The organism is Paenibacillus sp. RU5M, assembly GCF_900221055.1.
In the GTDB taxonomy this organism is placed as follows: domain Bacteria; phylum Bacillota; class Bacilli; order Paenibacillales; family Paenibacillaceae; genus Paenibacillus; species Paenibacillus marchantiae.
In genome coordinates this window covers 294043-318721 of sequence record NZ_OBQM01000006.1, presented here as the reverse complement: position 1 = coordinate 318721, position 24679 = coordinate 294043, and the positions used below count along the sequence as shown (strand labels likewise).

14 protein-coding genes and 1 pseudogene are annotated in these 24679 nt (G+C 46.3%); 14 read left to right on the top strand and 1 reads right to left on the bottom strand.

What is annotated here, in order from left to right:
- Positions 1–47 precede the first annotated feature (47 nt).
- The 4 genes from CRO25_RS19370 (at position 48) to CRO25_RS19355 (ending at position 4947) form a co-directional block, all read left to right on the top strand.
- Entirely contained in the window at positions 48–1685 is a 1638-nt protein-coding gene (locus tag CRO25_RS19370) for an extracellular solute-binding protein (RefSeq protein WP_079696105.1), read from the top strand.
- Between the two features lie 184 nt (positions 1686–1869).
- Positions 1870–2739, top strand: a complete 870-nt coding sequence (locus CRO25_RS19365) for a sugar ABC transporter permease (RefSeq protein WP_063565231.1) — start codon at positions 1870–1872, stop codon at positions 2737–2739.
- 10 nt (positions 2740–2749) lie between these two features.
- A complete protein-coding gene (locus tag CRO25_RS19360) occupies positions 2750–3637 on the top strand; it encodes a carbohydrate ABC transporter permease (protein ID WP_063565073.1) in 888 nt (295 codons plus the stop codon).
- 161 nt (positions 3638–3798) lie between these two features.
- Positions 3799–4947 carry a glycoside hydrolase family 76 protein gene (locus tag CRO25_RS19355; RefSeq protein ID WP_079696104.1) on the top strand — a complete coding sequence of 383 codons (1149 nt, stop codon included), beginning with the start codon at positions 3799–3801 and terminating at the stop codon, positions 4945–4947.
- A gap of 216 nt (positions 4948–5163) precedes the next feature.
- Here the strand turns inward: CRO25_RS19355 and CRO25_RS19350 are convergent, their stop codons facing one another.
- Positions 5164–7218 (bottom strand): GxGYxYP domain-containing protein, encoded by a 2055-nt coding sequence (locus CRO25_RS19350; RefSeq protein WP_079696103.1) that lies wholly within the window; start codon positions 7216–7218, stop codon positions 5164–5166.
- A 305-nt stretch (positions 7219–7523) separates the two neighbouring features.
- On the opposite strand from CRO25_RS19350, the gene CRO25_RS19345 reads away from it, so the two are divergent.
- The 10 genes and pseudogenes from CRO25_RS19345 to CRO25_RS19300 all read left to right on the top strand — a co-directional run bounded on the left by CRO25_RS19345 (position 7524) and on the right by CRO25_RS19300 (position 24671).
- Complete coding sequence (locus tag CRO25_RS19345; protein WP_079696102.1) at positions 7524–8672, top strand: GntR family transcriptional regulator; 1149 nt, start codon at positions 7524–7526, stop codon at positions 8670–8672.
- 167 nt (positions 8673–8839) lie between these two features.
- Positions 8840–11044, top strand: coding sequence for a hypothetical protein (locus tag CRO25_RS19340; protein WP_079696101.1), 2205 nt, complete (start codon positions 8840–8842; stop codon positions 11042–11044).
- A gap of 46 nt (positions 11045–11090) precedes the next feature.
- On the top strand, positions 11091–14174 hold the full coding sequence (locus CRO25_RS19335) for a glycoside hydrolase family 38 C-terminal domain-containing protein (protein ID WP_079696100.1): 3084 nt from the start codon (positions 11091–11093) through the stop codon (positions 14172–14174).
- A 44-nt stretch (positions 14175–14218) separates the two neighbouring features.
- A complete protein-coding gene (locus CRO25_RS19330) occupies positions 14219–15145 on the top strand; it encodes a sugar ABC transporter permease (protein ID WP_079696099.1) in 927 nt (308 codons plus the stop codon).
- A 12-nt stretch (positions 15146–15157) separates the two neighbouring features.
- Positions 15158–16054, top strand: coding sequence for a carbohydrate ABC transporter permease (locus CRO25_RS19325; protein ID WP_063565068.1), 897 nt, complete (start codon positions 15158–15160; stop codon positions 16052–16054).
- Between the two features lie 63 nt (positions 16055–16117).
- On the top strand, positions 16118–17770 hold the full coding sequence (locus CRO25_RS19320; protein ID WP_079696098.1) for an extracellular solute-binding protein: 1653 nt from the start codon (positions 16118–16120) through the stop codon (positions 17768–17770).
- Between the two features lie 133 nt (positions 17771–17903).
- Complete coding sequence (locus CRO25_RS19315) at positions 17904–19922, top strand: glutaminase family protein (RefSeq protein ID WP_079696168.1); 2019 nt, start codon at positions 17904–17906, stop codon at positions 19920–19922.
- A complete protein-coding gene (locus CRO25_RS19310; RefSeq protein ID WP_097115798.1) occupies positions 19919–23167 on the top strand; it encodes a glycosyl hydrolase in 3249 nt (1082 codons plus the stop codon). The genes CRO25_RS19315 and CRO25_RS19310 overlap by 4 nt, the downstream gene beginning before the upstream one ends.
- Positions 23168–23307: 140 nt before the next feature.
- Positions 23308–23940: pseudogene (locus CRO25_RS19305) on the top strand (glucose PTS transporter subunit EIIB); the annotation flags it as partial.
- Between the two features lie 5 nt (positions 23941–23945).
- Positions 23946–24671 (top strand): N-acetylmannosamine-6-phosphate 2-epimerase, encoded by a 726-nt coding sequence (locus CRO25_RS19300; RefSeq protein ID WP_079696097.1) that lies wholly within the window; start codon positions 23946–23948, stop codon positions 24669–24671.
- The last annotated feature ends 8 nt before the right edge of the window (positions 24672–24679 follow it).

The window sequence follows — 24679 nt, the reverse complement described above, 5'->3', positions numbered from 1 at the left end:
CATACAATTTGGTTATCAAAAGCAAATCAGATAAAGGGGATGACAGAATGAAGAAGCGCAGTAAGATGGCTACGCTGCTGATCGGAAGCATGATGATAGCTGTAGTCAGTGGTTGTACAGGGGGCAATAACGAGAGTGCACAACCGCAAATTTCACAACAGGACTATGAACCTTATGGTAAATATGAGACACCCGTGGAATTTACGATTGGCCGAAATACCAATCATGTGAACAATCTGCCTGCCGGCGATACCATTGAAAACAATTTGGCTACACGCTATGTAGAAGACCGGGTGAACGTCAAAGCCAAGGTGGCTTGGGAAACAGATGATATGGATCAGAAGCTGTCACTCTCGATGACGACAGGTGACCTCCCGGATGTAATGCTTGTCAGCCGCGAAATATTCAATCAACTGGTGGATAACGATCTCATTGCCGACATGACAGAGGTTTATGAGAAGACAGCATCCGAGGGTGTTAAAAATATTTATGGTTCCTACGGAGATTTGCTGCTGAATCAGGTAAAGGTGGATGGTAAAATCATGGGTCTGCCCATGACGAATATCGGAAACCAGCACCAATTGCTGTGGGTCCGGAAGGATTGGGTGGATAAAGTAGGCGCGAAGCTCCCGGAATCCGTCGAGGATGTATGGAATCTTGCGAGAACGTTTGTGGAGAAGGACGTTTCGGGAACAGGCAAGACGGTAGGTATGGTCATGGATTCCAATGCGATGAACTTTACGCCGATCTTTGCTGCGCACGGTGCCTTTCCGATGAACTGGATTCAGAAGAACGGTCAGGTTGAATATGGATCTGTTCAACCGGAAGTGAAGCAAGCGCTGACAGAGCTGAGCGCCATGTATAAAGAAGGTTTGATTGATAAACAGTTTGCTGTCCGGTCGAGTGAAGAGAAGGAAGCTCTCGTCATCAACGGACAGGCCGGAATGGTGTTTAATCCATGGTGGATCGGCTACACCAACTACAAGGATTCCATTAAACAAGATCCTGAAGCAGTCTGGGTTGCCGTATCTGCACCAGTGGATGAAAATGGCAAGTTCAAGACGATCCGGCAAGATCCGGTGGGCGGTGGTATCGTCGTTGTGAAGAAGGATTTTGCTCATCCTGAAGCGATTATGAAATCAGTCAATTTAACAACGGATTTCCTGTACTCCTTAACGGAGGACGCAATCAATTACAAGAAAGAGCATGCTGACGAGTTGCTCACCGATGCAAGCCGCTGGAACAATGATCCTACCCAGATTCCGATGCAAGTGGATTATGACGATGTGCTGAAGCGGTATTACGATGATCTGATCAAGGCGTATGAGGCCGGAGATGCTTCCGCTGTTCAGGAAGATCGAATGGTTTCTTTCAAGGCCTATCAGGAATTCAAAGAGAAAGGTAATGCGATCGATGCAAACACCTATGGTGAATATCTCTCCCGGATCGAGGGACAGCGTGAGGCGAATAACCCGAATTTGGAAGTGATTCCCGCAGGCTTCTACGGAACAACCGAGACGATGAAGCTGAAGTGGGCGAATCTGCAGAAGCTCGAAGAGGAAACCATGCTCAAGATCATTATGGGGGAAGCCCCTGTAGATGAATTCGATAAGTTTGTCGACACTTGGAAGCGTACGGGTGGAGATGAGATTACAGAAGAAGTTAACGAGATGAGCAACAGATGACGATTGCATGAGCTTAGGTGCGGAAGCCTGATGGTGGACTTTCGCACGGGCTTTCGCCGATAAAACCTGTCCAATTAGGCACATGATGGAGGTGGAAAGGACAATGCCGCAAATGGAAACAACCGTTAATCAAGAGCGGGAAGTGCGTTACCGGAGCAAAAAGAAACGTAAAACCTTTGACGAAATGACCTATCATTTTATGCTGCTGCCTGGCATGATCATGCTGTTCATTTTCTCAATTGTACCGATGTTCGGGGTCGTGATGGCATTCCAAAAGTTCATTCCCGCCAAAGGAATATTCGGGTCAAAGTGGGCAGGGCTTTCCAATTTCACATATATGTTTCAACTGCCGGACGCGAAGCAGATTTTCATTAATACATTGGTCATCGCAGTTGGAAAGATTGCTCTAGGGTTGATTGTACCCATCGTATTCGCTCTGCTGTTAAATGAGGTGCGTCTGAAAGTATTCAAGAGTACAATTCAAACCATCGTCTATTTGCCGCATTTTATGTCCTGGGTGGTTCTGGGCACCATGCTGACCATGATCTTTTCTTTCGATGGCATGGTGAATAACTTCCTTGAGTTTCTCGGACTGGAGCGGATTATGTTTCTGGCGAGTAATGACTGGTTTAGGCCGCTGCTCATTGTGACGGATACCTGGAAGGAATTTGGCTACGGGACGATTGTCTATCTGGCTGCATTAACGGCAATCAACCCTGCATTGTACGAATCTGCCGCAATGGACGGCGCAAGTCGCTGGAAACAGACGCTGAATATCACGCTGCCGGGTATGTTCCCAACGATTATCCTGCTGGGTACGCTGAGTCTTGGTAATGTACTGAATGCGGGTTTTGATCAGGTGTTTAACCTGTATAATCCGCTGGTATATGAAACGGGCGATATTATCGATACTTTTGTATACCGTATGGGTCTGATCAACATGCAATATTCATTTGCAACAGCGATTGGACTGATGAAATCGGTGATCAGCTTTGTTCTGATCGTGATTTCCTACAGACTGGCTTCGAGGTATGCGGGGTACAGAATTTTCTAGGAGGGTTAGCATGATTCAATCCAAATCGCTCGGCTCCAGGCTATCCCGCCTGTTGATTATGTTTGCGTTAATTCTGATTACGTTCATGTCCTTGGCGCCGATTGTCAATACCATTATGGTGTCCGTCAGCAGCAGTACAGCTGTTAATGCAGGTCGGGTCTATTTTTTTCCAGTGGAGCTGAATTTCTCATCGTATGGCCAGATTCTGAATGATACGAAGTTTTGGAAGGCTTTTTTCATCTCGGTCGAGCGGGTGGTGCTGGGGGGAGCAATCAACATGTTTTTGACCATTCTCATGGCCTATCCGTTGTCACGAAGCGTCACACAATTCAGATCGAGAAACACATATATGTGGATTATTGTGTTTACAATGCTTTTCAGCGGCGGAATCGTTCCATGGTATATGGTCATCAGCAAGTTGGGGTTGATCAACAGCATTTGGGCGCTGGTTCTGCCGGGGGCAGTTCCTGTCTTTAATGTGATTCTCCTCATGAACTTCTTCAAGGGAATTCCAAAGGAACTGGAAGAGGCCGCATTTATTGACGGTGCCAGTCCGCTTAAAATTCTGCTCAAAATCTTCATCCCCATTTCCATGCCGAGTCTGGCAACGATCATGCTGTTTGTTATTGTTGGGCACTGGAACAATTTCTTTGACGGCATCATTCTGATTAACGACAGCTCCAAAATCCCGCTCCAGACCTATCTGCAGCAGCTCAGCCTCACACGTGATCAGATGCAGAATCTTTCGGTCGAACAGCTGCAGCAGTTCAATAAAATCTCCAATACAACGTTGAATTCTGCCAAAATTCTGGTATCCATGATTCCCATTCTGATGATATATCCTTTTCTGCAACGTTATCTAATCCACGGAATCGTACTTGGAGCCGTAAAAGAATAGTTCTGGTTATCAGCATCATCTGCAGTTCTGCCTGAGAAATATGGAAGGGGGTGAAGGAACACCGTCAGGGACAGGCGTGAACAGAGCTGGAGCAAGGGATTGACACTGCTTTACGGGTAAAACTGTTAGTTATAAGTCGATTGGAGAAGGGAAGGGATCTGATGAGCAAAAGGAAAATGGTGAGCCTCACGCTGGTACTCAGCATTATTCTGGTCACCACCATGGGGGCAACAAGCGGTGGCAAGAATCGCTATGCAGATCAGGCGCAGTGGTCGCAAGAGAAGCTGCATGAATACTACTGGAACGATGCATCAAAAATGATGAATAATGCTTATCCATCAACACCAGAAGGTGAACAGGCATTGAATTACTGGTGGAAGGCCCATGCGGTCGATGCATTGGTGGACGGATACGAACGTACAAGAGACAAGGCCTACACTGAGCGTGCAGAAGAACTCGTTCGCAGTATCATTGCACGAAATGGTTCACTTCACAATGAATTCTACGATGATATGGAATGGCTCGCGCTCGCCGGGCTTCGTCTGTATGATGCAACAGGCAGTGAAGAGATGAAGGGATACGTAATGGAGTTGTGGGATGACATCAAGACCGCCTGGTGGGAAGATGAGCTTGGCGGTATGGCTTGGAAAAAGGATCAGCGTTATAACCGAAATGCATGCTCCAATGGGCCTGCCGCTATCTTGGCTGCAAGGTTGTATGAACGTTTTGGCGATGAGCGGGATCTGGAATGGGCCAAAAAAATATATGATTGGGAGAAACAACATCTGGTTAATCCGAAAACGGGCCTGGTAGCGGATGGTTTGGTGCTGAAGGAGGATGGCACACTGGATGTGAATGAAGCATGGATCTTTACGTACAATCAAGGCACGTTTATCGGAGCGGGTGTTGAACTCTACCGGATAACAGGAAAGAAGACGTATTTGAAAGATGCCGAGAAAACCGCAGCTGGTTCTTTGAAGACCTTAACGGATGAGAAGACGGGCATATTTAAAGAGGACGGCGACGGGGACGGTGCGTTGTTCAAAGGCATCCTGATCCGCTACATGGTTGAGTTGTATGAAGTCGGGCATAACAAGAGCCTGAAAAAGGCAGTCTATCGCAATGCCGATGCCTTACTGAAAGGTAGCCGGGACAATGGATTGTTCGGTCAAGCTTGGGGGAAAGCAGCCCAGAACCCACTCGACCTTACGGCTCAGCTCAGCGGCGTATTTCTGCTGGAAGGAGCTGCTAAGCTGGAAGACGGCAAAGCGGATAAGCCAGGTAAACCGGATAGACCAGTGAAGAAGTAGCCATTTGAGTGGAAGATAGGTTAATAGGATAGTAATTATTAGAGGTCAGCGCCTGCATGAATCTTTCCAAGAGAAAGATCATGCGGTGCTGTTATGTTCCGGTGTCACTGTTAAACGGTAAATCAGCGGTGAGGCTTCATTCGAAAAAAGCATCGTACCCAATTACTCAGGGTACGATGCTTTTATGCGTCTGCAAATTCATTGTAGGTATGGTGATTACTTGCTAGCGGGTAAGTTGTAGCTTTCTCGGATTAGGGAGAAATAGTCATCAGCACGGACAACCTTGAATTCTGTTCCGAGTTCTTCGGTGATCGCCAGTGCATCGGATGGAGTCGTACTCCATGCAAGCAATCCAAGGGAAACGAACAATGGCGATTTACCATCCCAATTCGCTTTCGCTTCATTCAGCACCTGTAATCCATCCTGCACGGTACTTATCCCACGAATTGTGGATACGGGCAGGCTATCATCAACGATTTCCACACCATAGTTGTCTTCATAGCTGATGAATAAGCCGGGTGCATGATAATCCTGTGCATAAGCCTTGGCTTTAAATGGCGTGAGAGGTACATTCTCGCTGTCTATACGGTTCAACACATAAGGAATGGTCATGCCAGTCTTTTTCATATATTTTTCAGTTTGCTGCAAAAATTGCCGGAAGCTTGAGTCGGGCCATGCCTCTGGATAGAAGTATCCTGCACCGGACGGTCCAGCGATCAGCAGGTCATTCGGGGTTGCAGTGTTCACATAATAATTCAATATTGCTGGAGCACCTTCGTAGAGAAGCGGGCTTGAAGTCCAGTTAATCGGAACCTTACCTCTGGCCGGATCATCCCACATCACACGCATGCGATGCTGGTTATACTGAAAATTATCACCCTCCGTAAAGGTATACGTTACATAGATTTTGTTCTCCAGCGCAGGTCGCGGAGATTTTTTCACCGGGGTGAGATTCGGTTTTGTCCCCGAGAAAACAGTCAGGTTGCTGAACCAATCGGCTGCAAGAACATAGACGCCATATCGAGATGCGATCTCAACGGAGCTGAACTCACCTTCGACATCATTGCTAAACCAGCCAAGGTAGGGAGTTCCGGGTTTTACATCAGACATGATCTTCTCGAAGAGTGCTTTTTGCTCAGGTATATTGGAATCCAACCAGAATACCATCGCTTTATTAGCGACTGCATAATCCCTTAAATATGCATAGGGCTCCCGTTGCTCAGCCGAGAGAGGGCGGATATTACCCGCGGATACTTTATACTGATTCCACATGTCCACTTCAGCCGTCAGGTTCTGAGTACCCGCAGGAGGAGTGAATTCATACACAAAATAATTGCCATTATCGGCGAAACGGTGGCCGCCTTCTCCTTCAGCAACCTTGGAATTCTGTCTGTCATAGAGGAATTGTTCTTCTTCCGGTGTTCCTGCGATAAAGTTAGCGATCTCTTTTCCATCCGCCTTGACCGTAATCTCATGTACAGCCGGTCCCCAGCCATCCTGAGTGAAAGCGTCATCAAATCGGAGATATACTGAAGATTTTCCCAAGAGTGAAGAAAGGTCCAGGGAATACGTGTCACGGTTGCTTGCATCTCGAATCTGTTGTTTTTCCTCCGCAATCGTAACAAAGGATTCAGGCATGCCGGATGGAATGCGAATCGCCGTATCCGGATCAAGTCCAATTAACATCTGGTGGTTCGTTTTCTTCCACAGATTCTCATATTGCCAGGTATAGGCATCTATCCGACTATTGAATTTACCCCGCAGGTCATCTACAATCTTCAATTTGTAAGGGGCTTTGGACAATTTGACTGCTAACTCGGGACTGGCAACCACAGCATTCTTCAGTCCTGCGAGCGTGGTTGCTACGTTAATCGTATCAGGTACTTGGGGATCATATACAACCATGCCTTTGACTTCGTTGCGATAAGCAGAGAACACTTCCCAATAATCCTGATGAAGCGTGTAAGGCACCTTGATGTCCTTAAGCCAGGTCAATTTTCCTTCTTCCTGGGACTCAATCAGATAGATTCGGGGTTGTTCTCTGTTAACGATACCCTGTAATGTTCCCAGCAACAATTTGATATCACCTGGCGCATCATAGATGTCGGCTGCATCCAAATGTTTCGGCTTTTTGAAACTTGGTAGTTCACGGTGTTTGGACCCATCAGGTTTGGCTGTCTGTACATCCGTTTCCGTAGCTGAAGCAGCGCCGGCGGTTAATGAAAAAGCGCATATGAGAGCTAAACAGAGCATCGTGAATCTACGAGCCATGGCGAATTCACTCCTTGTTATAGTCAAGAATTAGAGTATGTGCCCGTAATACCCACCCTCCTCTTGTGGCCAAAAGCCAATCCACACATCTCTATCCAACACATATTAAATATATTCATATATAATTTTACAAGGGGTTCGACAAAACTTCCCATTATTCCTGGAAATCAGGCATATTAAATGCGATGATATCAAGGAGATAATCTTTGCAACTGCAGATAAGCTCAGCTTGTTTATTGCACTTGCAGGTGAAAGGATATATTATATATCTCAAATATTATGAATGAATTGGTGATGTGATCAAAATGAGTACAAATGATCGAATTCCACTGTATCAACAAATCCAGGACTATATCAGACATGTCATAACTCAAGAAAATATGAAACCCGGTGATCGCATACCGACAGAGAAGGAACTGATGGATCAGTTTCAGGTCAGTAAAATTACAGTTGCCAATGCCTTGACCGGATTAGCAAATGAAAAGTTAATTGCGCGTGTGCCGGGGAAAGGTAGTTTTGTAGCTGAAGAAGCGGATAGTGCTTCTATGACCTCATCGCAAGCGAACACAATGAAAGGTAGAGAGGGGACACTGTCTACAGGAATGATTGGCATCATTGTGCCCTCCATCCATGATTATTTTGCCATCAGGCTCGTTGAGGGAATTGAGCAAGCCTTGCGTGACGAAGGATATCGCAGCATGATCATGTTTACACATGGCAAGGTGGATAAAGAGAAGGATGTCATCAAGGAAATGAAGGCGCTTGGGGCAGAAGGTCTATTAATCTTTCCTGTTGATGAAGAGAACTACAACGAGGAGATCCTTGGCATGAAGCTCTCGGGTTTTCCTTTTGTACTGATGGACCGTTATTTGCCAGGGGTCGAGACACATTATATTGCGGCAGATGGCAGACGGGGCACAAGGCTAGCTGTGGAGCATCTATGGGAGCTCGGACACCGGGATATCGCTATTTGCTCCGATTCTCCCCTTCAGACAGTTACGGTTCAGGAGCGGATCGAAGGTTATATTGAGGCTTTAAAAGGCAAAGGCGCGTTAATTAATCCTGCTCATATGATCACAGATTTCCAACCGTTAACTGAACTTAAGGAAGCGGAGGCCCACCCTTTGTATCGATATATCCAAAATCGAATGGTCACAGCCTATGTTTCGCTTAACGGCAGGTTGGGTGTGCAAATCTATCAAATGGCCAAGCAAGCAGGGCTTCAAGTGCCTGAAGATGTATCGATAGTAAGCTTCGATGATCCCACCTCAATCGTGGAGGAATTCAGTATATTTACCCATGTTAAGCAATTTGAGCGGGATATGGGGTATCGGGCGGCTGCTAAATTACTGGAAGTATTACGTGGTCATGGGGAAGCGAAAAGTTATAGCAAAATGCTGATTGAACCCGAGCTGGTCGTACGTCAAACCACCGGAACGGTTCCTCGAACTTAAAGTTCACAAGAAAAGAAAACCTTTTCCGTAGAGAAGCGGAGAAGGTTTTTTTATGTTTGTATAAAAAACATATTGAATATATTCATATCATATATTATAGTCTAGAAAAAGATGGATAGTCATACATTGCAACCCAAATCAAATACGAACTTGGGGAGGTTAAGAAAATGGCACGAGATCGAAAGGAAGAGCGTACGGGATTTCAAGAATCTGCTGCTTACCATCCGGATTATGATCTGCAGACTGACTTTGTGATGGTTTACGGGATTGATGAGTCGATGCAGGAACGCATTCTGAAGTGGAAAGAAAAAGGATATGTGGTTCATTTGATGACAGGAGTTGCTTGGGGGACCTACAACAGCTATTTGGATGGTGAGGTCGATGGAGCAACACATTGGGATGAAGCTCAAATGGACCGGGAAGGCAACATGATTCTTCATGGGAGCGAGCCAGTCATTCCATACATGGTGCCTACCATTTCCTTTGGTCATTACATAGCGGATCGAATACGTATTGCCGTTGACGCCGGTGTGGAAGCCATCCATCTGGAGGAACCTGAATTCTGGGTAAACGGAGGCTATTCAGAAGCTTTTAAACGGGAATGGCAGTTGTATTACAAAGAGCCTTGGATTCCGCCACATGCTTCACCTGATGCCCAATTTCGAGCTTCCAAATTAAAAGCGTATTTATATACACGTGTCCTGGACCGATTATGTGCCGAGATGAAGGACTACGCGTTAAAACGTTATGGTCGTGTCCTTCGCTTTTATGTTCCGACTCATAGTCTGATTAATTACACACAGTGGCGTATTGTCAGTCCACAATCTCAGCTTCTAGAGCTACCCTCCATCGATGGGTATATTGCACAGATCTGGACCGGGACATCCCGAACCCCCAATGTGTATGAAGGGTTGCGTAAGGAACGTACGTTTGAAACCGCTTACCTTGAATATGGCGTCATGCAGGAACTGGTTCGTGGGACCGACAGACGAATGTGGTTCCTGCATGATCCGATCGAAGATAACCCGAATTATACCTGGGCTGATTACCGCCAGAACTATTTAAAAACGGTGGTTGCCTCACTGCTGCATCCCGGGGTCGCCCATTATGAAGTCGCACCTTGGCCTCGACGAATCTTTCAAGGCACTTATCCATCCGAGGATGGCTCTGGCAAGGAGCAAATTCCGTCAGACTATGCCACAACTTTGCTTCAGGTCATGCACACGCTTGGTAACATGAATCAGGATGTGATTGAAACAGCAGAGGAGACATTACAAGTTGGCGTTTTTATTGCTGACTCAGCAATGTTTCAACGAATGAAGCCAGATCCAAATGCACCTCATGCCGGTAAATACGATGGGACAGATCCTGAAGGATTCCAGGAGGATGGCGATACAGAACTGCTCGATTTTTCTCCTTTTTACGGTCTGACACTGCCGTTATTGAAACATGGTATTCCTGTCCGTCCACTTCAACTGGATAATGTAAGGCGGTATCCGGGTTACTTGGCAACTTATCGTGTGCTCATACTGAGCTATGAATTTATCAAACCGGAATATCCGGACATTCATTATGCCCTTGCACAGTGGGTACAGGATGGTGGAGCGTTAATCTATGTAGGCGATGACAGCGACCCGTATCACGATATTCGTGCATGGTGGAACCATGACCGCAAGCAAGAGCAGTCAGATCAGACGTATAACTCCCCTCGAGCACATTTGTTTGAACAGCTAGGTCTAAAAGATAAGAGGCAAAGTGTCAATAAGGTAGGAAAAGGGGTAGTTTGCTGGCTGGATGAACATCCGGCTGACTTCACTTTATCCAAGGCAGGGGCTGATCGGCTGCGCCAATCTGTGAAGGAAACGATGGAAGCTGTCCACGGACCAGAACTACAGTGGGTATCGAAGCCTTATTTCAAAATTAGACGAGGTCCCTATCTAATCGTATCGGTTCTCGATGAATCGGTCAGCGAAGAGGCAGTAGTCATTCCAGGTCCGATTGTGGATTTGTTTGATTCAAAGCTCTCAGTGCTGAACCAGGTGACCCTAAATCCGGGAGAGCAAGCCTTGCTCTATGATATTGAAGCGGGTCGTCCAACGGCTGGAGAAGTATCCGTCATTGCTGCTTCTTCCCGAATAGAAGGTCTGTCTCAGTCGGCCACAGGTTTTCGATTCATTGCAAGAGGACCTTCCAACATGAAGGCAACAGCAAGGTTGTATTGCAAGGCCAGACCATTATCTGCCCAGTATGTCATTCAAGAGCAGATGGTCCCCGTGGTATGGGAATGGGACCCGGATTCAAAGACAGTGCTTCTTCAGTACGAACATGGCAACGAGAACAATGCAGAGGTTCATGTCCGCTGGACTTCCTGAATTCACAATACAACCTGATTGATGTAACAGAGAGGAGTATACTAGCATGCCCTACGAACCGATAAGGCCAGAACGGTTAAAACAGATGTTAAACAAACTTCGGGAAGCCATATATGAGCCGATTGCCGAATTAGAAGTGACGGCTTGGATTACACCAGAGCCCGTACCTTACGAGGAACGGATGACCGGCACGAAAGTGACACTTAAGCAAGGAGAACAATGGGGAGAGTTATGGGATTGTGCCTGGTTCCGTTTTGCAGGTAATCTTCCGGCAGTCACAGGTAACCAAACCACGGTCCTCTTGCTGGATGTCAACGGTGAGCTGTGTCTGGTTGACCATGAAGGGTCACCTATCCAAGGGTTGACGACGATTAACTCCGAATTTGATTTTTCATTAGGTCTCCCTGGCAAACGAGTCGTGCAGCTCCATGAGACATCTGTAAATGGACAGGAAGTTGAAGTGTGGGCAGATGCAGGCAATAACGATCTGTTCGGCAAGTATCGGGGAGGGACGTTGAAAGAAGCACTTATCGCCTACTGTAGGGAAGATATTCGGGAACTCTATTACGATACCGAGGTGCTCTTGGAGACCGCAGAGCAGCTCCATGACGGTTCCGCTCGGAAGGAGAGAATCTATCAGACGCTCTATGATATTTCAGTACAGTTGATCGATTTCTCGAAAGAGAGTGTCGAGCAAGCGAAGAAACGACTACATGAACAGCTAACCCTGCAGGGGGGCGATCCGGTCTTAACCCTAAGCGCTGTGGGTCATGCTCATATAGATTTGGCCTGGTTATGGCCGATCCGTGAAACGATCCGTAAAGGAGCTAGAACGTTCTCAACTGTGCTTCGCATGATGGAGCGTTATCCTGATTATGTGTTCGGAGCGAGCCAACCGCAGCTGTACGATTGGATGAAGCAGCATTATCCCAAGATGTATGAGCAGATCAAGGAACGTGTACGTGAAGGCAGATGGGAACCGCAAGGCGCCATGTGGGTAGAATCGGATACCAATGTGCCTGGTGGTGAATCACTCGTACGCCAGATTTTGTATGGCAAGCGTTATTTCCAGCAGGAATTTGGTCTGGAAATGAAATCGCTCTGGATGCCTGATGTATTCGGCTACTCGGCAAGTTTGCCCCAGTTATTAAAGAAATCCGGTGTGGATTACATGATGACCCAGAAGCTCTCCTGGAGTGAGTATAACCGACATCCTCATCATTCCTTTCTATGGGAGGGAATTGATGGTTCAGCTGTATTAACACATATGCCACCAGAGGATACTTACAACAGTCCTGCAGCTCCGCGTTCGATCATCAGTGCTGAACAGGGGTATCTGGATAAAAATGTATCAAACCATGCGCTAATGCTCTTTGGTATAGGAGACGGAGGCGGAGGGCCTGGCGAAGAGCATTTGGAGCGGCTGACACGGGAGAAAAACCTGCTTGGCTTGTCCCCTGTTATACAGGAACCTTCTTGGAAATTTTTCGAACGACTTAATGAAGAACGTGAACGGTTCCAGACATGGCGCGGTGAGCTTTACCTGGAGAAACATCAAGGAACCCTGACCAGTCAGGCGCGAAGTAAGTGGTATAACCGGAAGATGGAGAAAGCACTGCGCGAATTGGAGTTCGCCTCAGTACTTGTGGCTTCACAGCTAGGCAAGTCTTATCCGTCCGAGTCACTGGAAACGATATGGAAGGAAGTCCTCTTGTATCAGTTCCATGATATCCTTCCGGGGTCTTCCATCAAGCGTGTGTACGATGAGTCACTCATACGATATGAAGAACTTTTAGATCAGACAGAAAATATGATCAACGAAACCTACAGCCATATGGCAGACCAGATCTCTTCAAATATCGAATCCTCATCCAGCTGCTCCGTGGTAATATTCAATTCATTGCCTTGGGAGCGTCAGGAATGGATTCACACGAATGGAAACTGGCGCAAGGTTCAGGTTCCATCCATGGGATACACAATGGTATCAGATCATGTGGACCAGGGTGCTATAGATGAAATCGCATCATGCGCCCAGTTAGTTCCGGGAATACAAGAGTCGGAATTTCACGTTTCCGCTGAAGAACGCTGTGTGGAGAACGACACATTCATCGTGAAGTTTGATCGGAATGGAGCCATTATCTCCATACAGGACAAGGCTGAAGCGCGGGAAGTCATTCCGCAAGGTCATCCGGGAAATGCACTTCGTGTGTATCACGACGAAGGAGATGCTTGGGATTTCAGTCATGACTATTCCGCACATACAGGTATGCCATTAACGCTTCATGACATTCGCGAGCTTCGTGAAGGACCAAAAGTCGGGTTGGTCTTCGAATATAACTATGGAGAATCCACTCTGATCCAGACGGTGGTTCTGACAGAAGGCAGCAGACGAATTGATTTCGAGACGACCGTGGATTGGAGAGAGAATGGTAAAATGCTTCGTACTTCATTCCCGGTGAATATCCGTACAGATCAGGTTCACTGTGAGATCCAATTTGGCAGTTTGACCAGACCAACTCATCGGAATACCATGTGGGACTTCGCCAAGGATGAGATATGTGCTCATCAGTGGATTGACTTATCGGAGCCGGATTATGGAGTCGCATTGCTTAATGATTGTAAATATGGTCATAGAGCCATCGATAATGTGCTTGGTCTGAATTTGCTGCGCAGCAGCTCGTATCCTGATCCGGAAGCGGATCGTGCGGAGCATACGTTCACCTATTCGTTATATCCGCATCAAGGCAACCATGTTCAGGCTGAGATCTATCGAAGAGGTAATGAACTGAACATCCCGCTTCGTACAGTTTCCTTATCATCTGTATCTGGTAAGCAGAACGGTAAGCTCCCATATTCGAAAACATTTCTTCAGCCGGATCATCCGCACATCATGGTGGAATCCGTCAAAAAAGCCGAGGATGGAGACGACATCATCGTCCGTCTATATGAAACTTCGGGAACACATGCCACCACGGCATTACATCTTGGATTCCATATAGCAGAAGCCTGGACGACTGATCTTATGGAAAATATCATTTCACCCGTTTCATTTGCAGGAGCATCCGAGATGGCTTTATCCTTCACGCCATTTGAAATCATCACGTTACGATTGAAGTTAGGGCAGTTATAGCTGGGATGGTTGACCGTCCATCATGAGAAAGGAGAGGTTGGAATGTGATCAAGACACGAGTGAGCAACAATCGATTGATGAAGCGAGTCTGGCAGCATAAACTCTTTTATTTGTTTATGCTGCCCGGAATCGTCTGGTTTTTCCTATTCTCCTATGTACCGTTATATGGAATTCAGGTTGCTTTTAGGGATTACAATTTCGTTGGCGGATTCACCGGAAGTCCATGGGCAGGCCTTAAGTACTTTCAACAGTTCTTCAATTACTATCAATCCGGTGACATCATCCGTAACACGATCATTATCAGTCTCATGAAACTGCTTATTGGCTTTCCGATGCCAATCATTCTTGCACTCCTCTTAAATGAAGTCAGAATGATCAAATTCAAAAAGACGGTTCAGACCCTTTCTTACTTGCCTTATTTCGTATCCTGGATCGTCGTGGTTACGCTGATGCAACGGCTCCTAACGCCGTATGGGGGGCCAGTCAATGACTTATTGGGGTCATTTGGAGCGGAGTCGATCCAGTTCCTGAATAATCCAACATGGTTCTATCAGATGATCGTCGGTTCAGACATCTGGAAGAATATCGGTTGGAATTCCATCATCTTTATGGCCGCCATTGCGGGTATTGATCAGCAGCTTTACGAAGCTGCCAAAATGGATGGTGCGGGACGCTTCAGACAGATGTGGCATGTATCGCTTCCAGGTATCCGCAATGTAGCTATCATATTATTCATACTCGCTGTGGGCAGTCTGATGAGCGCAGGTTATGAACAACTGCTTCTCCTGAATGGACCGGCAACCGCAAGTCTTGGCAGTGTACTGGACGTGCATGCCATTAACTCCGGGATTCGAGAAGGACGTCTCAGTTACGCTGCAGCTGTAGGACTATTCCAAAGTGTTATCGCACTCATTCTGGTTGTAACCGTTAATCGCATCGCCCGCAAAGTCAGTGATGTATCCCTGTTCTAAGGAGGTGACCTTATGGAACGAAAATGGTCCTTATTCTCGGTACTTAACTATATTTTTCTTGCTTTGGTTGGATTCTCGATGATTTACCCGTTTATATATATCTTGGCTTATTCACTGAACGACGGTAAGGATTCGATGCAAGGCGCGATTTATTTTCTTCCCCGCCAATTCACGTTGGATAACTATGCTCAGGTATTCGATAACGCAAGGATCTGGAAGGCATATCAAATTACGATTATGCGCACCGTGCTGGGTACTTTTCTCCACGTTGTATTGTGTACACTCATGGCCTATGCACTTTCCAAAAAAACATTGCCAGGTCGCTCCTTTTTCACCTTTTACATCTTTTTGCCTACGATTTTCAGTGCGGGATTCATCCCGTTCTTCATTACACTTCAAAAACTGCATCTGATTAATAGTTTCTGGGTGTACGTTTTGCCCTTGTTGTTCAACTTCATGCACATCATCATTATTCGGACATTCCTGCAAGGCATACCTGAGGAACTGGAGGAATCGGCGCGTATTGACGGGTATGGAGATTTTCAAATCTTCGTACGAATCATTCTGCCTCTTTCCGGGCCGGTACTTGCAACGATCTCGCTGTTTATTGGGGTAGCCCACTGGAATGACTGGTTCTCGGGCGCTTATTACGTCTCGAACAAAGATTTGATACCGGTGCAGACCCTACTGCAAGAAATGCTGACGGAAGCAGAGGCATTATCCAATTCGATGCAGCGTGCAGCTCAGCAGGGTGGGCAGACGGTTGGTGGTGTCGGTGGAGCAGGAGCAACACCTGAATCACTTCGTATGGCATTGCTTGTTATTACGGTTTTCCCGATCTTATGTATATATCCGTTTCTGCAACGATATTTCGTGAAGGGGGTTATGATTGGTTCGGTTAAAGGGTAGATCATCCTGACCTGAATTTGCTAGAGCTTTTACCGAGATCATTTAATCAAGGAGGCGATTGGTTTGAACAGGATTTGGTCGAAAGGCGTATCCATCTTGCTCGTGTCCATCATGGTTGGAGGTTTGCTGAGCGGTTGCACGAATTCATCAGGAAACGGGGAAGGCGCAGAAGGAGAGAACGGAAATAAACTCAAAATCTTGCACAATTGGAATGGCTCAGGCGGATCGGATAATGGGATAACCCCTGTCGAGGAAGTCATCAAAGAGAAAACTGGCGTCACATTAGAGTGGGAATATACGAAAGGGAGCGAGACGGAGAAAGTAAACCAGATTTTCGCCACACAGGATTTGCCGGATATCTACACCGGACCTGCATGGGGCGGCGAGCTGGACGGGATCATCAAGGCTGCTAAAGAAGGGCAGCTGGTAGATATATCCGATAAATTGGGGGATTACCCGAACCTGGCGAAATCCATTGCGAAAGAGAATGTGCCGCCAGCATTGTATGAAAAAGCGATAGATGCGTATGACGGCAAGAAATATTTACTTTTACAAAATCAGCCCGCAACGAACGAAGACGGCATGGATTGGCTGTATGGCTTCTATGTTCGCAAAGACATCGCTGAGAAAGTCGGCGTGGATCCTCAGTCTGTAGTGACGAAGGAAGACTTCTATAACTTCCTCCAAAAAATCAAAGATGCCAACCTGAAGGAGAGCGGTCAGCCCGTGTTTCCACTGGGCGGATTTAGTAACGGATGGTCCGTAGGCATCGGAAACACGATGTTCTATTCCGGAGCAGGCTATGTAGACAAAGGTGACGGAACGGTAGAACATAACTTTTTCACCAAAGGATACGAAGAATACACGCTGTTCTATCGTAAACTGGTTGAGGAAGGGCTGATGGACCCCGAAGCCTTTACTCAGACGGATCCTATTGCCAAAGAAAAAATTAATCAAGGACGCATTGCTATCCTTGCCGCACATTATCCGGCCATTTTGGACGCCTCCAAAGAATATGTTACTTCACATCCTGGAAGCGATTACATCCCGATCGGACCATTGGAGCGGGCAGATGTTGACCCGAGCCGGCCTGTTGATCTTGGCATTCAAGGAAACAACGTAACGGCTATCACCAGTAGCTGCAAGGGCGAGTGTGTAGATGCAGCGCTCAAGTTTCTCGATTACATGGCTTCTGACGAAGGTTTCATGCTGGCCCGGTACGGAGTTCAAGGGGTTCACTGGGATATGAAGGATGGCAAACCAGTACCGAATCAAGAATGGTTCGATAAGTTTACAGCAGATCAATCGGGTAAAGTCCGCAAAAACGAGGGCATTTCCATTGGGCTGGAATCGATCACGGGGCTTGACCGGATCAATTCGGCAGCAGGCGGCGACATCTGGGCAGACCAGGAAAGACTCGATGCCATGGAAAATGCCCGGAAAATCTTACGTCCAAACGGTATTCATGTAATCACAGCCTATAACCCGGGCGATGTGATCACCAAATCACCGGAATGGGAAATGTTGAAGCCTTCCATGGACCGGATGGGAGATGCCTGGAAGGAAGCTATTTTCGCAAAATCGGATGAAGCAGCCCTTAGCATTATCAACGACCTCAGGGAACAGCTTCGGAAGACCGGATACGACCAAGCGATGCAGTTCACCAATGAGAACCTGAAAGGAAAAGATATCGTAACTGTTCAAATGCCGAACTGATGCTGAAGAGTTAGGTTAACGATTATCACGGAAATCAAATAGGCTTTGCAGCGCCTTGGTCAACAAGGCGAGCGAAGCCTTTCCCTTTTGAATCAGGATGTACCGTTTTCGTTGGAAAAATGAATTGAAGGAGATGAAACAAATGACGACATTTAGACCACCATCCGTACCTTTAATTACGGTAGACCCTTATTTCAGCGTATGGTCTGCTGCTGACCATCTCTATGATGATCACACCAGGCACTGGACGAATAAAACTCAAGGTATGGTTGGCATGATTGTCATTGACGGCAAAATCAGAAGGTTTATGGGGAAAGTAGGCGTTCACGAAAATTCAACCATTGAGGAGCCTGATGTGCTCAATCAGACGAATCTAACCGTTGAGCCTGTAACTACCCGTTACACCTTTGAAGGAGAAGGCATCGAACTTGAGGTTCATTTTACCACACCGCTATTGCTCGATGATCTTGAACTGTTATCCAGACCAGTGACGTATGTTACGTTCCATGTTCGAGCGATAGATGGTCAAGGCCATCAAGTGAAAATCTATTTTGATGTGACAGGTGAATGGTGTGTACATACTCCTGATCAGCAAGTCACCTGGGAGTCTCATGTAATTAATGAACAGTTACACGCCATGTCTATAGGAACGGTGGAACAACCTATATTAAAACGTGCCGGAGATGATACGAGAATAGACTGGGGTTATATGTATCTGGTGGTTCAGCGATCTCATCAATCTCAATCGGTCATCCATGCGGTATCCAAGCGTGAGGAGTATGCCCGGTCAGGTCTTTTTAAGACAGGAGATGATTCTATCCAGCCAAAGTCCATATCTGGCGATATGGCTATTATGGCAACTGAAATGGATTTGGGTCTTATCCATGAAGAGCCAGCATCCCGCTACCTGATGCTCGCCTATGATGATATTCATGCGATTGAATATTTTCACAAACCACTGAATGCGTATTGGAAGAAAAATGGTATGACATTTGAGGAGATGCTGGTAAAAGCAGCGGATCAATATGAAGAGGTAGTACAACGATGCGACCGCTTTAATCGGGAACTCTTAATGGAGAGTCAGGCTGCAGGTGGGAACCAATATAGAGACATTCTGGCATTGACCTATCGGCAAGCGATTGCTGCACATAAATTGGTTGCTGATGAAGCAGGAGAAGTATTATTTTTCTCCAAAGAGAATTTTAGTAACGGCTGTATCGCGACGGTGGATGTGAGCTACCCCTCGATTTCGTTGTTTCTGAGGTATAACACCGAATTGGTCAAAGGTATGATGCGTCCAATCTATAAGTATGCCGAAAGCACGGATTGGACGTTTGATTTTGCTCCACATGACGTGGGGACTTACCCCCAAGCTAACGGCCAGGTTTACGGAGAGAACAAACTCGAATACCAGATGCCCATCGAGGAATGTGGCAATATGCTCCTGATGGCAGCAACGGTATGCAAATATGAGAAGCATGCGGAATTTGCCCGTGAGCACTGGGGACTTCTAACAACTTGGGCTTCATATTTGTTGCAACATGGTCTGGACCCTGACAATCAACTGTGCACGGACGACTTCGCCGGACATCTAGCGCACAATGCGAACTTATCGATTAAAGCGATATTAGGCATTGCCGCCTATGCGTATATGTGTGATGAACTTGGTTTGCCGGATGGTGCCGTTTATCGTGAAGCGGCTGAAAAAATGGCAGAGGAGTGGTCATCCATGGCGACAGCAGGTGATCACTACAAGCTGACTTTTGACAGCTCGGATGAGTCATGGAGCATGAAATACAATCTGGTGTGGGATCGTCTGTTGGACTTCAACCTTTTCTCAAAAGAAGTGGCTGCTAAAGAGTTGGCTTATTATCAGCTAAAACAGAATCGATATGGCATACCGCTGGATAGCCGTGAGACATACACCAAGTCCGATTGGCTCGTATGGTGTGCCTCCATGAGCGAAACGCAGCCTCAGTTCGAACAGATGATTTCACCTCTGTGGGACTTTATGAATGAAACATCGAGCCGTGTACCTGTAACAGACTGGTATGACACCATCACCGGAAAGCAGTTAAATTTTCAAAATCGGTCGGTTGTCGGTGGATTTTTCATTCCTTTGCTGAGAAAGACATCTGTATCAAAATCATGATGAGATCAGGTGATGAATTGGAGTTGAAAATCACGGATATTCATAAATTACAACAGCAGTTCAAAAATCCTGAGGCGACGTATCGTCCACAGCCCTTTTGGTTTCTGAACCACAGTTTTAGCAAGCCAGAGTTAGAAAACCAAATTCAATCCATGGTTGAAGCCGGTGTTGGCGGCGTTGTATTACATGCGCGTCACGGGATGCAGGCCTCATACCTGTCAGAGGAGTTCATGGATACGGTGGATTTCTGCACAAAAGAGTGCCAGAAGCGTGATATGGTGGTCTGGCTGTATGATGAGGACAATTGGCCGAGCGGAACACTGGGAGGTAAGCTAACGAGGCAATATCCCGAGTATCGGATGAGATACTTGAGGGTTGAGGAACGAAGATATTTACACGATGCACAGCAGGAAATGTTATCTCTCGATTTTGCCACCTACGCTAACAATGAACTCATCGCAATTCTCGCTTATCGTGCCATCCAGCAAGAAGGGGAATGGCTGATCTATGATCAACCTGAGGATATTACAGAGTTATGCGGACAGGAATGGAAGCCTGATAACGACGAGGATTATATTATACTTGCCTGCTGGTCCTGTGAAATTGCTGAAGGGATCACGTTTGCAAAAGGGTATTATCTGGACACGTTGAACCCGGAAGCCGTGCAGGCTTTCATTCAGTCGGCATATGAGCCGTTTCAGCAATTTCAGCCTCATTTCGGAGTGACCATTCAAGGTGTATTCACGGATGAACCTGGGCTCATGATCCACGACGGTTTTTTTGGAGTCGAAGCCATCCGAACGTCGGTTCAGGATGTGAATGCAACTCTGCCCGGAATCGTATTCGCTTGGACACATGGGATGGTGGAGCGGTATGAGCAGGAGAACGGATATGATCTGATTCCAAGATTAGGCGCGTTGTTATATGGTATGGCCGATGGCAGCAGGTCTGCGAGGCAGGACTATTATGATACGATTACCCGTTGGTATGTGGAAGGTTATCATGAAGCTATTCGTTCGTGGTGTGAATCACACAGCTTGCTGTACATCGGCCATACGCTGGAAGAACCCGTCTGGGGGCAGGCTCGGTCGCAGGGTAATCAAACCCGTGTATTGCAGCAGTTCCATTATGCAGGTGTGGACTACCTGACACATGGAATCGGTACAAAGGAGAATCCACATCGTATCGTATCCGTAAAGACGGCCGGGTCTGTCGCACAGTTGGACGGGAAAAAAAGAGTTATTTGTGAGTCATTTGGTGCAAGCGGTCATGCCTATGCCATGCGACAAAGGCGGCTTGATGCCAATTTTATGGCATTTTTGGGTGTTAATTTGTTTATCCCGCATGCATTTTACTATTCGTTTGCAGGGTATCGGAAAACAGACTTTCCACCTACGGAATTCAAGCATGCACCGCATTGGCCACATTATCGGGCTTTTGCCGATTATCTTGGTCGGTTGAGTGTACTTGGTTCTTTCACGAAGCGTACACCTGAAGTACTTCTGTTGTCACCTATCCACACGGTATATGAGCATATGTTCTTATCCGGTGAATCGAACCAGCATCCAGCTGCGGATCAACTGTTTTCGTTATTGTCAGACCGCATGCTGCGCAGCTCTATTGATTACGATTATGTGGATGAGTATCAGCTCAGAGAGGCAAAGATTACTCATGCTGGGGGATATCAGTTTAACGGAGAACTAAACGAATATTCGATTTTGATTTTGCCGGAAATTACGGTCATGTCTGTAGATATCGCAAAACAGCTTGTTACCTTTGTAAACTGTGGTGGAAGGCTTATTGCGGTTGGGGCAATTCCTTGTGACAGTGAGCGACAGCGCCAAGTTCCGGAATTACGGAAGTATATGAACGAACTATATGGTTCCAATCCTCAAGACGGGAAATTACAAGCGGTTGGCAAAGGGTACAGCTTATTCTATTCCATGAAAAACACAGCTCATAACGACACACTTATGAACTTGTGTGTTCAGTTAAGAGAGTTAACGACATCATCACCAGCGATTGCCTGGAAACAGATCGAGGGGCAAGCTGAGGATCTCATTAGCGTTGAACGCAAAATTGAAGATCATGTGCATACATGGCTGATGAACTGGTCGGAGCAGCCCGTGACCATTCAACTACATCAGAACCCTGTGAAAGAACACATTGATGAACAAATGGAAGAATGGAACTTGGAAAACGGGAGTATAAACCCGTTGAGTCATGATGCTGTTCTAACATTTGTACCGGGAGAGCTTCGTCTTCTATCCGTTAGACTTGATCATTTACCTGATCCGCTTCACACTGAAGATTCGACACATCCCAAACCGCAAGAGCCTATAAATCATAAAGTGCAAGATGCCACCGATGTGTTGGTACTAGGTGATCATTGGCATTTTCAGACCGTCGAACCCAATGTGCTTGTATTGGATCAGTGGCAGGTCACATTGAATGACCGTCAGTCCAGAATGAATGCAACGATGCCAGGCCAAGTCAACACGTACCGGACAACATTTGTCGTAACGGAAGAATGGATCGAGCTTATGAAATCACAGCAAGATGCAGTCCATTTAAACGAACCTGGAAATGAGCAGATCTTCACGATTGAGCTAATTCTTGACGATATCGAGCAAAAAATTCCATCCCATATTGGTTTCCTCCAACGCAGACGTAATGTTGAAATCTTTGTTAATGGAGTACGGATGGAAGCACTCCACCCTTCACTGTGGCAAGATATTCATTACGCTGGTGTGGACATTACCAAACAGCTTGTTAAAGGCGAGAATGAGCTTGAAGTTCTCACGGTTTCACTGCTGGAACCGATGCCAGCCATTTCCTTTCCTGCTTATCTGATTGGTTCATTTGCTGTAGAAAATCAGACTACATTAACCGTTGAACCTGAACAAATGACTGGGGTTTGGAATGTTGAAGGTTACCCTTTCTATTCGGGAGCAGGAGTGTACTCGCAGCAACTGGATTTGTCTGATGTCAGCTTGAATTCGGCAAATGAAATTTGGCTGGAAGCGGAAGATATTAGAGAGACGGCTTGCCTGTATGTGAATGGGGAGCAGGTTGGCATCCGATTATGGCCACCCTATCATTGGAACGTCACGTCTTACATGCTGCGAGGTAATAATGTAATCGACATTCATGTGGCTAATACACTGGAGAATCTATATGGAAAGTCTTCACTACCTTCGGGCATGAATGGGCAGGTAAAACTTTTAACTAAAATATTGAAATAATGCATGATTCAGGTTTAGGTTTTGGATTCGCGGGGGAAGAATATGAACACGATAAAGTCGCCAAACTGGCGGCTTTTTTTGCATTGGAACAAAAAGACTGAGCTTTACTTCGCTGGAAATAATTATATTTGAACCGGGGGTTGTCTGCGGCACTCACTTCGTTCTTGACAGGAATTACGGAGCCTCTGGAATTCTCATTCCTGTTTGTTGCTCCAATCCTGTATGTCATTCACGCCGTATTTGATGGATTGGCATTTATGCTTTCACATATTTTTGAGATTACAATCGGTCAGACTTTTTCAGGTGGATTAATCGACTTTATCTTATTCGGGGTACTTCAGGGTAATGCCAAAACGAACTGGATTATCGTTCCCATCATCGGAGTGGTCTGGTTCTTCCTTTATTACTTCACCTTCCGAATCTTGATTGTGAAGCTCAATTTAAAAACTTCGGGACGTGAGGAAGAAGTAACATCAGAGGCAGACGCCAAAACGCAAAGTCAGCAGTCTAATACACCCGCATCAACGAAAGGTGAAGAACGCTCCATCGCTATCCTGAATGGACTTGGCGGTGCAGACAATATTAACGAATTGGATTGCTGTGCAACACGGCTTCGCGTATCTGTGAAGGATATCGAGAAGGTTCAAAAGGATGCGCTTACAGCTACTGGAGCCAAAGGGGTAGTACTTGTTGGTAACGGAGTGCAGGTTATTTATGGCCCTCAGGTTACCGTGATCAAAAATGAAATCGAAGAAATTATGGAAACGGAGTAATTGCAATGAATTTAGATAAATTAGATAAATTAGGTTTACAAGGTGGTCTCGTTGTATCATGTCAGGCTTTGGAGCACGAGCCACTTCATAGTTCGCTGATTATGGGACGCATGGCAGTCGCAGCAAAAGAGGGAGGAGCGATCGGTATTCGTGCGAATACTGCTGTAGATGTGAAAGAGATCAAAGAACAGGTTGATCTGCCCGTCATAGGTATAGTGAAAAGAAACTACGGAACCAATCCCGTATTTATTACACCAACGATCTTGGAAGTAGATGAACTTGCCGAGGTCCACGCAGAGATTGTTGCGGTTGATGCCACTTTGCGTGCACGGCCGGACGGTAAATCACTGGATGTATTCGTACATGAAATTCGCACCAAACATCCTCAACTTCTATTAATGGGGGATATTTCAACCAAAGAGGAAGCCATCAATGCAGAACGACTTGGTTTTGATCTGATTTCCTCTACATTGGTCGGATACACAGAAGAGACAGCAGGGCTTAAGCTGTATGATAATCAATTTGCAGCCTTGAAAGAAATTCTAACTAGCGTACAAACGCCTGTTGTTGCGGAAGGGAATATCATGACACCGGAGATGGCAGCAACGTGTCTGGAAGCTGGAGTCTATTGTGTTGTTGTTGGTGGAGCCATTACGCGTCCTCAACAAATTACGGAACGTTTTGTCTCTGAAATTGCTAAATTGAAAAAGCCTTCTCCTTCTGTCCAATAAAAAAGAAG

Coding starts and splice junctions, on each gene's coding strand:
- CRO25_RS19370 (WP_079696105.1), top strand. CDS start 48: ATGAAGAAGCGCAGTAAGATGGCTACGCTGCTGATCGGAAGCATGATG.
- CRO25_RS19365 (WP_063565231.1), top strand. CDS start 1,870: ATGACCTATCATTTTATGCTGCTGCCTGGCATGATCATGCTGTTCATT.
- CRO25_RS19360 (WP_063565073.1), top strand. CDS start 2,750: ATGATTCAATCCAAATCGCTCGGCTCCAGGCTATCCCGCCTGTTGATT.
- CRO25_RS19355 (WP_079696104.1), top strand. CDS start 3,799: ATGAGCAAAAGGAAAATGGTGAGCCTCACGCTGGTACTCAGCATTATT.
- CRO25_RS19350 (WP_079696103.1), bottom strand. CDS start 7,218: ATGGCTCGTAGATTCACGATGCTCTGTTTAGCTCTCATATGCGCTTTT.
- CRO25_RS19345 (WP_079696102.1), top strand. CDS start 7,524: ATGAGTACAAATGATCGAATTCCACTGTATCAACAAATCCAGGACTAT.
- CRO25_RS19340 (WP_079696101.1), top strand. CDS start 8,840: ATGGCACGAGATCGAAAGGAAGAGCGTACGGGATTTCAAGAATCTGCT.
- CRO25_RS19335 (WP_079696100.1), top strand. CDS start 11,091: ATGCCCTACGAACCGATAAGGCCAGAACGGTTAAAACAGATGTTAAAC.
- CRO25_RS19325 (WP_063565068.1), top strand. CDS start 15,158: ATGGAACGAAAATGGTCCTTATTCTCGGTACTTAACTATATTTTTCTT.
- CRO25_RS19315 (WP_079696168.1), top strand. CDS start 17,904: ATGAAACAAATGACGACATTTAGACCACCATCCGTACCTTTAATTACG.
- CRO25_RS19310 (WP_097115798.1), top strand. CDS start 19,919: ATGATGAGATCAGGTGATGAATTGGAGTTGAAAATCACGGATATTCAT.
- CRO25_RS19300 (WP_079696097.1), top strand. CDS start 23,946: ATGAATTTAGATAAATTAGATAAATTAGGTTTACAAGGTGGTCTCGTT.